General features: G+C 40.8%; 15 protein-coding genes and 1 tRNA gene. 9 read left to right on the top strand and 7 right to left on the bottom strand.

What is annotated here, in order from left to right; all coding sequences use genetic code 11:
- Nucleotides 1-238: 238 nt before the first annotated feature.
- Both GQS54_RS02450 and GQS54_RS23170 read right to left on the bottom strand, forming a co-directional pair.
- Nucleotides 239-1,351, bottom strand: a complete 1,113-nt coding sequence (locus tag GQS54_RS02450; protein ID WP_166422401.1) for a DUF3800 domain-containing protein — start codon at nucleotides 1,349-1,351, stop codon at nucleotides 239-241.
- 328 nt (nucleotides 1,352-1,679) lie between these two features.
- Nucleotides 1,680-1,805 (bottom strand): ATP-binding protein, encoded by a 126-nt coding sequence (locus GQS54_RS23170; RefSeq protein ID WP_240919809.1) that lies wholly within the window; start codon nucleotides 1,803-1,805, stop codon nucleotides 1,680-1,682.
- 246 nt (nucleotides 1,806-2,051) lie between these two features.
- On the opposite strand from GQS54_RS23170, the gene GQS54_RS02440 reads away from it, so the two are divergent.
- From GQS54_RS02440 to GQS54_RS02425, 4 genes are all read left to right on the top strand, one after another.
- Nucleotides 2,052-2,192, top strand: coding sequence for a hypothetical protein (locus GQS54_RS02440; protein ID WP_166422400.1), 141 nt, complete (start codon nucleotides 2,052-2,054; stop codon nucleotides 2,190-2,192).
- A 174-nt stretch (nucleotides 2,193-2,366) separates the two neighbouring features.
- On the top strand, nucleotides 2,367-2,585 hold the full coding sequence (locus GQS54_RS02435; protein ID WP_240919799.1) for a hypothetical protein: 219 nt from the start codon (nucleotides 2,367-2,369) through the stop codon (nucleotides 2,583-2,585).
- A gap of 623 nt (nucleotides 2,586-3,208) precedes the next feature.
- Nucleotides 3,209-3,409: a hypothetical protein gene (locus tag GQS54_RS02430; protein ID WP_166422399.1), complete on the top strand. Its 201-nt coding sequence runs from the start codon at nucleotides 3,209-3,211 to the stop codon at nucleotides 3,407-3,409.
- On the top strand, nucleotides 3,381-4,994 hold the full coding sequence (locus GQS54_RS02425) for a recombinase family protein (RefSeq protein WP_166422398.1): 1,614 nt from the start codon (nucleotides 3,381-3,383) through the stop codon (nucleotides 4,992-4,994). Before GQS54_RS02430 ends, GQS54_RS02425 begins: the two co-directional genes overlap by 29 nt.
- On the opposite strand, the gene GQS54_RS02420 is transcribed toward GQS54_RS02425, so the two are convergent.
- From GQS54_RS02420 to nlpI, 5 genes are all read right to left on the bottom strand, one after another.
- Nucleotides 4,962-5,051: transfer RNA gene (locus GQS54_RS02420), tRNA-Ser, on the bottom strand. The genes GQS54_RS02425 and GQS54_RS02420 overlap by 33 nt on opposite strands.
- Nucleotides 5,052-5,276: 225 nt before the next feature.
- Nucleotides 5,277-5,867: a beta-phosphoglucomutase family hydrolase gene (locus GQS54_RS02415; protein ID WP_166422397.1), complete on the bottom strand. Its 591-nt coding sequence runs from the start codon at nucleotides 5,865-5,867 to the stop codon at nucleotides 5,277-5,279.
- A gap of 115 nt (nucleotides 5,868-5,982) precedes the next feature.
- Nucleotides 5,983-7,041 carry a quinolinate synthase NadA gene (nadA, locus tag GQS54_RS02410; protein WP_166422396.1) on the bottom strand — a complete coding sequence of 353 codons (1,059 nt, stop codon included), beginning with the start codon at nucleotides 7,039-7,041 and terminating at the stop codon, nucleotides 5,983-5,985.
- Between the two features lie 98 nt (nucleotides 7,042-7,139).
- Nucleotides 7,140-8,477: a sel1 repeat family protein gene (locus GQS54_RS02405; RefSeq protein WP_166422395.1), complete on the bottom strand. Its 1,338-nt coding sequence runs from the start codon at nucleotides 8,475-8,477 to the stop codon at nucleotides 7,140-7,142.
- A gap of 61 nt (nucleotides 8,478-8,538) precedes the next feature.
- Nucleotides 8,539-9,435 (bottom strand): lipoprotein NlpI, encoded by an 897-nt coding sequence (nlpI, locus tag GQS54_RS02400; protein WP_166422394.1) that lies wholly within the window; start codon nucleotides 9,433-9,435, stop codon nucleotides 8,539-8,541.
- Nucleotides 9,436-9,634: 199 nt separating this feature from the next.
- Here nlpI and GQS54_RS02395 point away from each other — a divergent pair, with 199 nt between their 5' ends.
- From GQS54_RS02395 to GQS54_RS02375, 5 genes are all read left to right on the top strand, one after another.
- Nucleotides 9,635-10,033: a cytidine deaminase gene (locus GQS54_RS02395; RefSeq protein ID WP_166422393.1), complete on the top strand. Its 399-nt coding sequence runs from the start codon at nucleotides 9,635-9,637 to the stop codon at nucleotides 10,031-10,033.
- A gap of 255 nt (nucleotides 10,034-10,288) precedes the next feature.
- Nucleotides 10,289-11,131, top strand: coding sequence for a PEP-CTERM sorting domain-containing protein (locus GQS54_RS02390; RefSeq protein ID WP_166422392.1), 843 nt, complete (start codon nucleotides 10,289-10,291; stop codon nucleotides 11,129-11,131).
- A 489-nt stretch (nucleotides 11,132-11,620) separates the two neighbouring features.
- Nucleotides 11,621-12,460 (top strand): PEP-CTERM sorting domain-containing protein, encoded by an 840-nt coding sequence (locus GQS54_RS02385; protein WP_166422391.1) that lies wholly within the window; start codon nucleotides 11,621-11,623, stop codon nucleotides 12,458-12,460.
- A gap of 218 nt (nucleotides 12,461-12,678) precedes the next feature.
- Nucleotides 12,679-13,374, top strand: coding sequence for a sigma-70 family RNA polymerase sigma factor (locus tag GQS54_RS02380; protein WP_166422390.1), 696 nt, complete (start codon nucleotides 12,679-12,681; stop codon nucleotides 13,372-13,374).
- Nucleotides 13,371-14,438 carry a FecR domain-containing protein gene (locus GQS54_RS02375; RefSeq protein ID WP_166422389.1) on the top strand — a complete coding sequence of 356 codons (1,068 nt, stop codon included), beginning with the start codon at nucleotides 13,371-13,373 and terminating at the stop codon, nucleotides 14,436-14,438. The genes GQS54_RS02380 and GQS54_RS02375 overlap by 4 nt, the downstream gene beginning before the upstream one ends.
- Nucleotides 14,439-14,592 lie beyond the last annotated feature (154 nt).

The following is a 14,592-nucleotide window of genomic DNA, read 5'->3' as shown; positions in this document are numbered from 1 at the left end:
GAGTATAAGATCACAGCGACATCAGCCCGTCAAATAATGTTGTTTTTGTTCAAAAAACGTTCATGATCTTGCCGTGGCAAATGAGGCTGTTATTGTATTAGAACATTAGAAGAAAATGGGACTAATTTCTTTTCAGGTCGAATGACTTTTATTAGCTCCCAGCTATTAGATTATTGTTCTGGACACCCAGCCTAAAAGCAGAAATATCGGAGACAACATTCGTGTTCTGCGGATGTAGTTATAAGCAGCATGACTTGTAAAATAAGTCGTGTTTTATTCTTTCGTTTTCACTATTAACAACCGTGAATAGGCCTCTACTCAAAGTATCTGAATGGTCGATTAATCGCTTTAATGCCACAAATGTATTTACCTGTTGTTCATCGAGGCTTACTACATCTACCCTTAACTGATTAGAATTCACGTTTTTTAAATACGTGAAGTATTTACCAAGGAATCCAGCTATGACATCTGAGATCTGAACAGCGCTATTGTCATGGGAATTCACAAACTCGTAGTTTTTAAGCGGATTTCCATTGTCAGTCCATGAAATACCCTCAATCAGGTTTTGAATTTGCTCTTCTTCATCAAATATATGCCATGAGTTTTTGAAAATATATAGTTTCTGAAGATAGAAAATCAAGAAATTATTAATCAACTCTTTACCATGCCCCCCTGAAATAAAAGGAAGGTCATCTAATGTGAGAGCTTCTTCAAAAAGGTTTTGAAGCATGTTAGCTCGATGATTCGGCAACATGTCGCTATGTGTCCTTACGAGAGATATCATCCAATTGCAGAATGCGTGGAATTTTTCCTGTTTCACATCTGGGTAATTAAAATGATTTAGCTCTCGCAAGAAGTCAACTTTGGTAGATGTGATAACTTCGTAGAAATCACCTTTCAATTGAAGGTGATTAATAATGAACGTTGAATTTTCGGCTTCACTGATAATCGAATCAATAATGTCAATCACAGACCAATAAACGATATTTAAGTTAAAATAGTGAATATAAAAGCCATTTTCAGATAGCCAATCCAAAATTTTATTGAGCTTTCGAGATTTGAGCATATCGATGAAGCTACCTTTCGCAACATGCTTTAACTTCAACTCCTTTGCTGTTTTTTGAAGCTTTAATGTATCGAATAAGGAGGCGAAATCTGAATTGTGATGTGTTCCTTTATGCACGATTCCAGCGAGTACAAAATTGTCTTCCTGCTCTACGTTAAGACCGAAATCAGATAGGTATAACTTCCTGATATTATTTGTCTCGTCATAGTAAAACGTATAGATATCATCTATGTTTTGAAGCCCGTTGTGGAGGGCAATACTCTCTCTAATTTTATTGATTTCCATATTTGCGGCTAAGTTCCATTATTATATTTGAGGGTGCCTTGGAGACTTCTATTGAATTGGTGATAGCTGTTTTGTTACCAAGCCGAAAATTATTACGTCAGCACAACGAAGTGCCTTATCAATGATTCTCATTATTTTCTCGTTCTGTTTCTCTGCCAAACAGTTTGGCGATTTTAGCATACAAGTCCGCCTGTTAACTTATACTTAAAACTGCTCAACTTAGGTTGTTTTATATGACCATAAGCATGTTTTAATTTCTAGATTTATTCTCCTTTTATTTTTAAATCTGTAGCGGTGATTACCCGTTAGATGAAGTGGCAATGAAGAGTTACCAGCTTACCAATACCGCTGTAACATTCGAATAAACATGCACTTTTGACCATTCAGTGAACTTCAGATTGGTAACGATAAGTACGTTAGTTTTTTCGTAAGGTTTAGTTAATAAATGAAACAGTAATGTTCCGCCTGCTTGGCTAAAGAGCAGGAATTTTTAAGCCAGAACAGATGAGCAGTTCAAAATGCCTCCATAACTATCAACTTGGAGCACTATTCCCGCTAAAGTGAACAACACCGTGCATACCAATTAACCACTGTTGTAGTGGTTGGCCTGCGCCACCTTTTTATATTTAAAAACGTCAGTCATGGCGATTTGGTGATGCTGCGCTATACTTTTAACAGAGTTAATCTAGGTAATTACTAAATGCCACACAGTAAATCAGCGATAAAAATAGAAGCGCCAACAATGGAAAATGAGGTACTTCAGCCTTTGCTAAAGAGCAGAGCAACGCCAACCAAGCTCCCACGTTGGATGGACGTCAATTTAACGCTTATGTCGGGTTGAATGACTTACGAGCAATTCAGCAAGTTGGCGCTAGTATCTTTGATTTTTTCTGCCGCTACGCTACTGTCCCCAGTCGAACCGAAGCCAAAATCCAAGCTTTCGCCAAAGACCATGCTATTGCGTGCTAATTGTTTGAGATAGAAAGTGTAAGACAACTAATGTGCGAGGAGAGCCATGATGTATAAAACGTTAGATGTGATAGCACTTTCCGAGGAGATAGAGCGTGATAGTCAATCGGGGAAGTTAACAATGCAATTGCTGGCCGAAGGACAAACGCTATACGGCAAAAGCCCCGATTATCCTGAATTCCTTGAGCGCATAACCCCAGATGGCCGAAGAACATTAGGCCAATGGCGAGATGGAGAGTTCGTTACTGAAGCTAGCCTTCTCTGACTCTTGATAGAATAAAGCCTCGCAACGAGGCTTTGAGGGCAAGGAAATAATTTATCATATGATGTCAGTCTATTCATCACAGTAATTCTACTCTGGCTCCAGTTTTATTAGTTCTTTTCTAAAAGAGTAGAAACGAGAAACTCAATTCTCCGCAGAAAGCAATCAGCAAATGATTTATTCAATTGCGCAGAGTGTTTCAACCTAACGAGAACACTGGTTCAATGATAAAGAACAAGTCGTGCATTAATTGAGAATATGCACTCTTAAGAACCTTAATGAATAAAACCAATCCTCAAGAAGCTAGTTCGTTCTTAAAAATACCAACGACATACTCAATTTATTAAACACTCTAAGATTGTTTAATTATCACCTCAATAATAAAAATCCCATTAGGTTATAAACAATATTTTATGCCTTATATTCTTAGTGTATTTTATTACGTTACAACAGTTTGATAAATCTTATTTTTCTTAAAAAAACAAACTATAAATGAATATACCCAATTAATAGATCAACTATATTAATGTTATTTTTCAATCACTTAAAAAAATAAATCGCTTGAATTAAAATAAACTTTGTCCACACTAAATTAGTACTTACACAAGTCACGGAGTGCTATTAGGATGGCAAACAAGAACATTTTTATTGAGTTATACAAATTTGAATTTGTCAGCTCAAATGAAATTTCTAACAAAGATATTTCAAAAGAAGAAGAATTGGCTTTACAAAATATTGTGAAGCAAATTTTAGCATCCAATAGCGCTGACACTAAATTAGATATTTTGGAGTTAAATAATGAAATTAGTATCATACGTAAGAGTTAGTTCCCAAAGACAAGCTTCTGAAGGGGATTCGATTGAAGGACAGAGAATACAAATTAATGATTGGGCGAAAGCAAATAACCATGAAATAGTAATGGAATACTGCGACTCCGGTTTTAGTGCGTTCAACGGTGTTAGGCATGAGTTCAAAAGAATGATTTCAGATGCGGTAGCAGAATCTCCGACATTCGAAGGTATTGTTACATATAACTTATCTCGGTTTAGTAGAAACAACCTAGAGATGTTGCAAACCAAACATGTTCTGGATTTAGCTAACATTAAACTTTTTTCAGTTAATGACCAAATCCCGGAAGACAGAAAAACGGCAAGGTTAGTCACAGCTTTGTTTGGCGCAATAAATGAAAATCAAAGCGAGCAAAATAGTGAGACTGTGCGTGATCGATTGACCGAAACAGCCAAAGCTGGGTTTCATACTGGCGGAAGAACCTTATTTGGATATAAATCTATTGTTGCACCTAAAGAGATGACTTCAGGTCAAAAGGATAGAAAAATACTAGTGGTCGACACAGAAGAGGCTGAAATTGTTAAACGATTATTTAGTTTATCGCTAAATGGCAACAATGGCCTTCCTATGGGCATTAAAGCGATAGCCACCTTATTAAATCGCGAAGGAGTTAAGTTTAGAGGAGGTCAATGGAATTATAATAATGTAGATCGATTATTAAGAGAGACATCTTATTATGGCATTAAAATTTTTGGTAAATGCCGCGATAATAAAACACCAAAGTACTCTCAAGTACCTGTTAAAGTGCCAAGTATAGTAAGCAAAGAAATATTTGATGCTGTAGGTCTGGGGCTAACTCAACGAAGACCGGGTACTCATAAATCTAAAGGTATCAGTAATCCTACGTTGTTAACCGGAATATTAAAATGTGCAGAGTGCGGTGCAGGATTTCGATTAAGTACAGGCAAAAGTGGAAAATATAGGTACTACACCTGTGGGCAAAAATTAGCGAGAGATGTGGACTCTTGCTCCGCACCTAGAATTCCTAAAGATAAAATAGAATCCGCGATCATAAACGTTCTTAAAAAGAGAATATTAACGCCTGAAAGACTTGGTAAAATAACAACCTTTGTTAGATCTAAGAATACGACAGACAAAAATAATGTTAACCATGAAATCCTTTTATGTAATAAAAAAATAGTGGGTATAAAAGAGAAAGCAGATAATCTTTGGACATTAATTTCAGAAAAAAAAATAACATTTGACGACACCCTTTCTACGCACATGGACAATCTGCAAAAACAAATCAAAACGTTGGAGCTAAAGGTCGAAAAAGCAAAAATCGAAGCATCTCTAAAAATTTGGAATTATGGCAGTAAACAAATTGAACAATTCATAGGTGATAGCTTTGATACTTTAGCGAGTTCACGCCCGGAGGCTGTAAAAGCCTATTTAGCTAGTATAATCAATGAGATACGTGTTCATAAAAAAAGTGTAAAGGTAGTAGGAGGAAATTATCCGCTCGTGGATATTATATCCAGATCAAAAAAAATGGGCACCTCAAATGAGGTGCCCACTTATTTCACTATTTGGCGGAGAGAGAGGGATTCGAACCCTCGTTAGGTTTAACCCTAAACACACTTTCCAGGCGTGCGCCTTCAGCCACTCAGCCACCTCTCCAAATTGTTGAAATGTAAATGTACTTACATTTCGGATTTTTTGCTTTACCGTCTTTAAATCACCAAGCGCAATATTCAGACAAGCTTTTAAGCAGGCGCGTATGTTAGGGAAAACAGCCTAGCTGCGCAAGTGTTTACTGTGAATAAGCGAGTAAGACGGTGGTTTATTGTTCAATTATCGGAATTTTATTGAACTCACCGCCTCTAGACGTATTTATAATACGAATTACGCCGGTAATTCAATTTTACCGTCTATGACCATGATGCAGTCCATACCGGCATTTTTTGCTGCTTGGCGGCCTATATCTGTATCTTCAAATACTACGCACTCAGAGGCGCTAAGCCCCATATTTTTCGCTACGGTTAAAAACGTTTCACCGTCAGGTTTGCCATTTTTCACATCAGAAGATGTCACCACAGTTTCAACTCTATCGAGTAAACCTGTTCGCGTCAGCATGCGAATGGCATTGTCTCGCTCTGAACCTGTGCCTATTCCCATTTTGAGTACGCCTTTATAACGCTGCATAACCTTAAAAGTGTCTTCGATAACGGTTAGATCATCATCTAACGCGAGCCATGCTTGACGCTTTACTTCGGATACTTTGTCTAAATCGTGATTTTGGCCGTATTTTTCATTCAGCAGCTTAGCTATTTCCCGTGTCGGTACTCCGCCCAGTGCATGTATGTATTCCTTATCGTAGGGGTAACCAAAATGCTCGCATGTTTTTTGCCATGCTATTGCATGAGAGCCCATTGAATCGATTAACGTTCCGTCCATATCGAATACAATTCCTTTATAACGGCTTAAATCTGGCATGAAACACTCCTAAATAGTGGGATTAAAACAAAACTCTATAGTGTAGATGTGGCCGAAAAATGAAAAAGCCAGCATTAGCTGGCTTGCACATTATTCTTTAGGTCAGAACGAGCAACTATGCGTTACCGGTCACTTTCATTTTCAGTTCAGCAGAAAAGTCTAACATTCTGTTTAGTGGTACTAAGGCTTTGTGACGTAATTCATCATCGACGAATATTTCATGGCCTGTTGGCTGCGTTAGCGCTTCGTAGATAGCTTGCAAACCATTCATGGCCATCCACGGGCAATGCGCGCAACTTTTGCAGGTTGCACCATTTCCCGCGGTAGGAGCTTCAAGAAATATTTTGTTTGGCTCAAGCTGCTGCATTTTATAAAAAATGCCACGGTCAGTCGCCACAATGAATGTTTCATTGGGAAGTGTGCGTGATGCATTAATTAGTTGAGTAGTCGAGCCAACTGCATCTGCTAATTCAACCACACTGGCTGGTGATTCAGGATGGACCAATATCGCTGCATCTGGGTAAAGGTGCTTCATCTCGCGCAGTGCTTTGGCTGAAAATTCATCGTGAACAATACATTCACCTTGCCACATTAGCATGTCAGCACCCGTTTCTTTAGCAATGTAAGCACCTAAGTGACGATCTGGGGCCCAAATGATTTTCTTACCTTGTGAGTCTAGATGCTCAACAATTTCAAGGGCGATACTTGAGGTAACTACCCAATCAGCACGGGCTTTTACCGCTGCAGAAGTATTCGCATACACAACGACGGTATGATCAGGATGAGCATCGCAAAAAGCCGAAAAGTCATCCTCAGGGCAACCAATGTCCAATGAACACGTCGCTTCAAGGGTTGGCATAATCACGGTTTTATCCGGGCTGAGTATTTTGGCGGTCTCACCCATAAATCGCACACCCGCGACCACGAGGGTTTGCGCATCGCAATCTCGACCGTAACGTGCCATTTCTAAGGAGTCAGAAATACAGCCGCCGGTAGCTTCCGCCAAGGCTTGAATTTCAGGATCGGTGTAATAATGCGCAACAAGGGTGGCATTTTTTTCGACCAGTAGGTGTTTTATTTTGTCGATATAATCTTGTTGCTGAGCAACCGTTAATCGCGCTGGTTTTGCTGGAAACGGATAATCCACCGTACCAATTGAAAGAGCTTGGTTCATAGTGCTAAGTTGGTTACCACAAACATCGTAAATCGTCAGAGTAGTATACCGACTGTGCGAGCAAAAATCACACTTCCCGTTAAATCCTCTTTTTGAGTTTAATCCGCTTGTAGGAATTGTTGATAGCGCGAACGCCAGTAGCCGCCTTGTTCAGCGTTACCACTGGCATCAAATCCTTGATAAAAATTTATGTAAGCAGGCGTTAATAGTGACTTATTTGCTAACCGCTCAGCCCACGCGCGTAAATAAATCGCTGGAATATACGGCACATCGTAAAACTCCATAAAAGTCATTTTAGCGCTGGGTTTATAGGCTTGAGCTTGATGATTATCACAGGTTCGGGATTGACTGATTGTCAGCGCTTTACCTTTCAGCAAATTTTGCCAGTCATGCACGTCAGGCTTTTCATTTGGGTTGCTGAGTCGCAAGTTAGGCGCGTCACTGCCGGTGCATATGGCCATAGCAAGACCTGAAGACAGTGGGTATTCATCAACAAAACCGGAAAAATGAGCAAGTTCATGCACAAACACATTGTAATCATCTTGTCTGTCTAGAAACATAACACCATTGTGAACATTCGCTTTGCCATTATGTGCTAGCACCACTACATGGGTAAAACGTTCACGGGTCAGTGACTGACTTAGTTGGATCATATCGCAGCCTAAACGCCCCTCGCCTTGCCAATTGCCGGAACACGTTAGGGCATTTTCCGCCAACCAAATAGGAGTATTAGCACAAATGGGTAACCCTTGTAATCGAGTGTCTCTTTTAAACTGCTCAATGAGTTCATCAGCTTGCAACACAGATTGTAAGGTACTCGCAACAAATTGTAGCTGTTGAACACAATGGGTTGCTGAGCGTTTACGGTTCAATGCTGTAGACTCTGACTTGCGCTGCCCCACTAACGCAGAATTAACCCGCATATTCAGTAAACGGGATGCATGGGCACTCCCCAACTGCACGGCCCTATTTAATAATTCAATAGCCTGTGACTCGTTTCCTGATATGGACAGCCACTTTGCATAATACACTGCACTTGCTGGGTCTCGCTGTGCCGCTATCTCCAGCCAGTGCTGGGCTTTTTGCGGTTCGCTTTTAGCAATCCAATAATGGTATAGGGCTATTTGCGCATCAATATCTCCGCGCTTTGCGGCGTAACTCAGCGCTTTACGCGATGCCTTACCTCGACCATTATTTACCTGAACGTGCGAAAAATATTGCTGCGCTTGAGGAGAGCCCGCTAATTTAGCAAAATGCAACCAATAGGCGTTATTTTCGGTTATTGCTCGTTGGCTTAAGCGCGCCAGTGCTTGATTATCACCAGCTTGGTAAGCTCTATATAAAAAGTGTAGCGGGAATTCGCTGGTATTTACTTGAGAGGTCAAAAAGGGCAAGTAACGGATAACATCACTGTGCCCAGCAGAAGCCCAGGCCATAAGGCAAAGTAAATAAAGGCTGGTCTTAAGCACCAGTTATAATGTTAAGTGATGGTGTTGTTTATTGACCTTCACTTTCCGCTACCGCTTCATCACGCAGCATATCAAGCTCTAAGCGCGCGTATCTGTGTTCAACATATTCAAACACATTGGTACTCAGGGCTAACTTGAAATAGTTAGAGGCGACACCGCGATTACCAAGAGCTGAATTGTACTTACCAAGATAAAAATAGGCTTCACATAAGCGGTCGGTTAATTCCTGCTGACTCGTTACCCCCTGAATTAAACCATTCAGTAGTGCCTGTTCATCAATTCGACCTAAATAGAGGTCGACTAAGTGCGTTGCCCAATTATCTTCATCCAAGTTTTCGCGGTTGTCACTCAACGCCATCAATGCTTGCGTTTTATCCAGTTCGCTGTGCGCAATAAAAGCCCACAGCGCTCGATACGGATCCGATTCATCCTTGCGATAAAACTCGCCAAAATCATTCACCGCTAAGTCGGCACGTCCGCCGTAATAAAGGGCAATTCCGCGATTTAAAAAAGCGAACTCATAATCGGGGTTAATATCCAATGTGGCATCAAATGCCTCATAAGCTTGAATAAAGTTCATTTGCTGAGTGTAGTGCACTCCTAAAGAGTTATACGCTTCAGCCATATCAGGTTTTAATCGCAGAGCGTTATCAAAATCGTATTGGGCTAAACCTGCCAACCCTACACTGTCATATAACATGCCGCGTTGATGCAGTAATTCCGCTCGTTCTTGATCTTCTAACGGCGCTTTAGCCAAAATTTGACTATAACGTGCAATGGCCATTTGTGAACGCACACTCATGGGCGCAGGTTCAGCGAGAAGTAAATTACTCATTTGAGCTTGACTAGACTGAGCTTGATTGCCATTGGCGCAACCGCCAAGTAACAACCCTAACAATATTAGAGAGAGAAATTTATTTTGCATAAGAATGTGCGACGCTTGACCTAAAAGTGATGGCGATAAAAAGCAAAATCAGCCAGAAAGTGACGTTAGATTATATGGCAGGGTGGCGTATTTAGCGGGAAATGTAAAGACAACCACAGCCCGAAAATTGCGTTCTACTGTATCAAGTTGTAAAAATAATGCACACTAGCGGGCTACCATAAAAACAAGCGGTGCTATTTTGAACAAGCCACAAACCGACTTACAAACTTTATTTAATGCAGCCCTAGATGTACAGGCTAAAGCTCATGCCCCATATTCTGATTACAGAGTCGGTTCAGCTTTAGTCGCTGAAGACGGCGAAATATATATTGGCTGCAATGTAGAAAACGTATCATTCCCATTAGGCCAATGCGCGGAAGGCAATGCGCTAGCTGCGATGGTAGCAGGTGGAGCAAGGCACGTTAGGGAAATATTAATCGCTAGTCCAAATGAACACTTTTGCTCACCTTGCGGCGGCTGTCGTCAGCGAATTTTCGAGTTCGCAAGCAAAGAGACTTTAGTCCATATGGCCACCAGCGAAGGCGAAATAAAAACCCTAACGATGAATGATATTTTGCCCTTTGCATTTGAACAATAAGCTTAAATAAATTGAACAAAAAAACAGCATTGCGAAATATTAAAGTGCGGTTATAATGAGCAACGTTTTATAACGTATGCACATAGAAACAACCTATGTGAGATATGTCCATTTTCTTTACAGCGCTTTTAGTAAGTCAACTGCCACATATGGTAATAGATTGAATTAAAAGGAATTATTGAAGTTGGTCTAGTTAATGCATTGTTATCAGTCCAAATGACAGTTTGCAGTTAGGTAGTAGTTAAGGAGTAACCTATGACAAGTTTATTTAAGAAAGCGAAGTTTTACTCGGTAGCAGCCCTTTTGGCCATTGCCACAACACAACATGCTAGTGCAGCTGTAATTACTCTAGGCGGTCAAACAGCCACCGACGGTTCAGGCCAAACCAGTTTAAATGTTAACGCTGATAATACGATTAATGCACTGAGCGACGGCTTCTTTGTTGAAACGTTCGACAAAGCCACTGCAATTGCTGGCTTACCGTTAACCCCTGAAGAAAGTTATAACGTTGCGGGTAAATCTACGGGTTGTGCAATCAACTCACCATTAATAGTTATGCCCAGTACATCATCAGTTTTGAATGTGCGCACAGGTTCTGAGCACAATGTTGCTGCTGCACCTGCTGGAGACAGCACATGTTACGCCTACACCACACCAGAAGTACGCGGTGTAGATAGTTACGTAGACATTGATTACACTGCGTTTTTGGCTAATATCGGCAATTTTGAATCTTCGCTTACTGGTTCTAGCATTGATTATCTAGGCTTTTACTGGGGCTCAATTGATACATACAATACGTTTGAATTCTATTCAGCTTCAGATGTATTAGTAGACAGTATTGACGGACAAGAGATCTTAGATTTAGTTGGTGGCGTTGAAGGCGATAGGTTGTCTGATAAATCTAACGTTTACGTGAATATCAATTTTACCGTAGATGAAGCGTTTACGCGTCTACGTGTTATTTCATCAGGTGTGGCCGGTGAGTTTGATAACATTGTAGTAGGCCTAACTAACCGTGAAGTTCCTGCTCCCGCTGGACTGGCATTTTTGGGCTTAGGTCTAATGGGTTTAGCGCTTCGTAAAAAATTAAAAAAATAATAAATTTTAATCTTGAATTTTAAAGCCGGCTTGCCGGCTTTTTTTATGCCTATAGTATTTATACTGTCGATATCGGGTCGTGTCTAATCGGTAGGTGTCAGAAAATAATGCACTCGATTAATAATAATCAATTGCGTGGACGCAATTGATAGGTCCCCCTGAGAAAGTATATTTTAACCAGTACGTGTAGTTGAAAAACACGTTGTAAGGCCCAGTAAATAAGACTTTCCCATGATCATCTCGTTCATCTAAACACCCTATTTAATCACTTTAACTAACGACCACTTGATTGAAATTAAGTCTATGCGTGGGAACTTTTTACAATAACTGTGCGTTATTTGCATCACCCGTGGTGCAAAATTTTACACATTTATTGACGTCTATATATGGTTCACACGCAACCTTATGAAATGTATCAAGTAATTAAGTTGGCGCAAATTATGCTAATACTTTAGTAGCAGTCAATGTAGCTGCATAACGGAGTTACACATGAAAAAGTTGTTAACAAACACAAAATACTTATTTACTACCACAGTAATTGCATTGGCTGTGAGCCAATCTGTAAATGCTGCGGTTATTACCTTCGGTGGTCAGGCTGCGACCGATGGTTCAGGCAAAACAAGCGTTAACGTTAATGCTGATAACACAATTAATTCCTTAAGCGACGGCTTCTTCGTTGAAACATTCGATACAAACACCGCTATAACGGGGTTAGACTCGGCGCAAAATGAAGACTACAACGTTGCGGGTGCATCAACAGGCTGTGCAATCAACTCACCGTTGAATGTTACCGCTAGTGGGTCGTCGGTTTTAAACATACGTAAAGGCTCTTCAAGAAACGTTGCTGCGGCACCAGCTGGTGATACGGGCTGTTACGCTTATACAACGCCATCAACAGTGGGCGTGGATAGCTACGTTGACATTGATTACACAGACTTTTTAGCCACCTTAGGTACGACTGTACCTTCGTTAGCAGGGTCAAGTGTCAATTACTTAGGATTCTATTGGGGCTCAGTGGATACGTACAATTCGTTTGAGTTTTACTCTAACGACGTATTGGTAAGTAGCATTACCGGTGAGGAGTTATTATCTCAATTAAACGGTACATCTGGTAACCAGGCTGCAGACTCATCTAATGTTTACGTAAACATTGCCTTCAACGCTAGTGAATCATTTAACCGCTTACGGGTTATCTCTTCAGGTGTGGCAGGCGAGTTTGACAACATAGTTGTGGGCTTGGATAAGCGCGACGTACCTGCTCCAACTAGTCTTGCTATACTCGGCTTGGGTCTACTTGGCCTTGGCGTTGGTAAGCGTTTCAAAAAATAACGCTTCACTGAGTTGCGTATACTAAAAGCCGGTCCGCCGGCTTTTTTTGTGGACGTGCATCAGACTAATGATGCATTAATACAGATTGGTATAAACACCAAACGCCACCAATGTGAATTTTTTATTAAGACTGCGCTTTTTATATGCGCTGTCATAAATTTGTTGCTTTGCACCGTTAATATCCGGCAGATTTTTTAAACGTTGTCGAGTGAATACTAATGAGCAAAGCACTACACAAAGCACCGTTGTTTTTCATCAATACACATTTGAAAAGTAACGCTTGCGATGTTGCCCCTACGTATCAACACAAAGCTAAGCCTGCTACTACCCATTCCATCGATACCTTATTTAGGGCTCACTGGCGCGACGTATGCCGGTTACTCCATAAATGTTATGGATCAGGCCCCCCGGAGCCCGAAGATGTTGCTCAAGAGGCTTTTAGCCGGTTTGCACAGATGAGTAATACTGCCGATGTACAAGACCCCAAAGCCTATATAATCAAAATAGCCATTAATATCACCTTAAAATCCATTGGTCGTATATGTAAAACTCGAGCATTTATTGCCGAACAGCTTCCCCTCAATGAAGAGTTGTTTGACGAAATTTGCCCAGAAACCATCTTACAGGGCGAACAACGTATTGCGGCTATTCAAAAAGGCACCGAACGGCTAAGTGATAAGCAGCGTGACGTATTAATGCGGGCTCGAATAAAAGGGCAAACTTATGCACAGATATCGAACGATACTGGTTGGAGCCTCGCGGATATCTGCCGTCAGTTAAATACCGCAATGGCTATTTTAGAAAGCATAGATGATGAAATCGACAGTAACAGCGTTAAAAACAAACATTCTGAACATCGTGATTCGCTTGCAAGTAACCATGCCAGTGCATTGCAAAGTGCGTTGCAATCATGAAGTATAAATCAACTGAGTCTGTGGCGCGTCATCTCGACGACATTCAATCAACAGCTCCAGCTGGAAATACACCCAAAGCTCAAGCGCGTGAATGGCTGACCTATTTATATTCCGGTCATGCAACATCTGAAAAGCGTGAGGAGTTTGTTTTATGGCTTAACAGTAATAAAATGAATCAACAGGCATTCACACATTATCAGCAGATTTGGCAAACAATAGGTATGACAGATTCTGCCATAGACTGGATAACACAGCATGCTAATCAGGATCCGGTTGCTAAAATACCTCACAAGCCAAAGCGCATCCTTGCCAAATCAGCCGTGTTACTAAGTGGTATAGCAGCCAGTGTCTCGTTATTGATTATTAATGGTGTATTTCACACCACGAATACCTTAGAGATTATAACGCCAGATACAGTCTTCACATCATCAATAGGTCAAAATCGCACTATTACCTTAAGTGACGGCTCTGATGTGACCCTAGCCGGAAATTCAAGTATCGCAGTTGATATTGACCAGAACGCTCGTCGCATAACACTGCACAAAGGCAGTGCTTACTTTGATGTTACCCACGACCCCGCCCGCGTATTTTCAGTTACTGCGCAACATACTCAAGTGCGCGTACGTGGCACCGCATTCGAAGTTAAACGAAGCACCGATAACGCAGTAAAGATTTCGGTGCAGCGGGGCTTAGTAGACGTAGCCGATATGCCCGAACATGGCAACTTGGATGAGAAAGTTCTGCAGTTACACGCTAACGAGCAGTTGCGCGCCAACATAGACGGTACATTTATTAGCGACGTCACTCAGTTTAATCCAGAAACAGAGTTTGCTTGGTTGAACGAGCGCTTGATTTACGACAATACTGCTTTGAAAAGCGTCATCATGGATATCAACCGATATAAACCGAAGCCTGTTGTCATCCTTGATAAAAGCATTAATGACTTGCCCATCACTGCATCTTTCACATTTAACCAGATCGATCAAATGTTAGCGGGTTTAGTGGCAGCCTATCCCATTACATTAATTGAAGAAGATACGCGTACTATACTAGCGAAAAAATGACCTGATGGGCTGTACGCCTAATTTGGTAACAGCCCCATCTACTGTATATACGTAGTTAGGATTAGTAAAAATACGAATATATATATACACAATTGTTCAAAGCACTACGCGTAATAAACCACCCACTGTGTGAAGTTTTTATGAAACAAGCACG

This window comes from Paraglaciecola sp. 20A4 (assembly GCF_011378905.1).
Taxonomy (GTDB): domain Bacteria; phylum Pseudomonadota; class Gammaproteobacteria; order Enterobacterales; family Alteromonadaceae; genus Paraglaciecola.
This window is presented reverse-complemented; position numbering and strand designations above follow the sequence as displayed.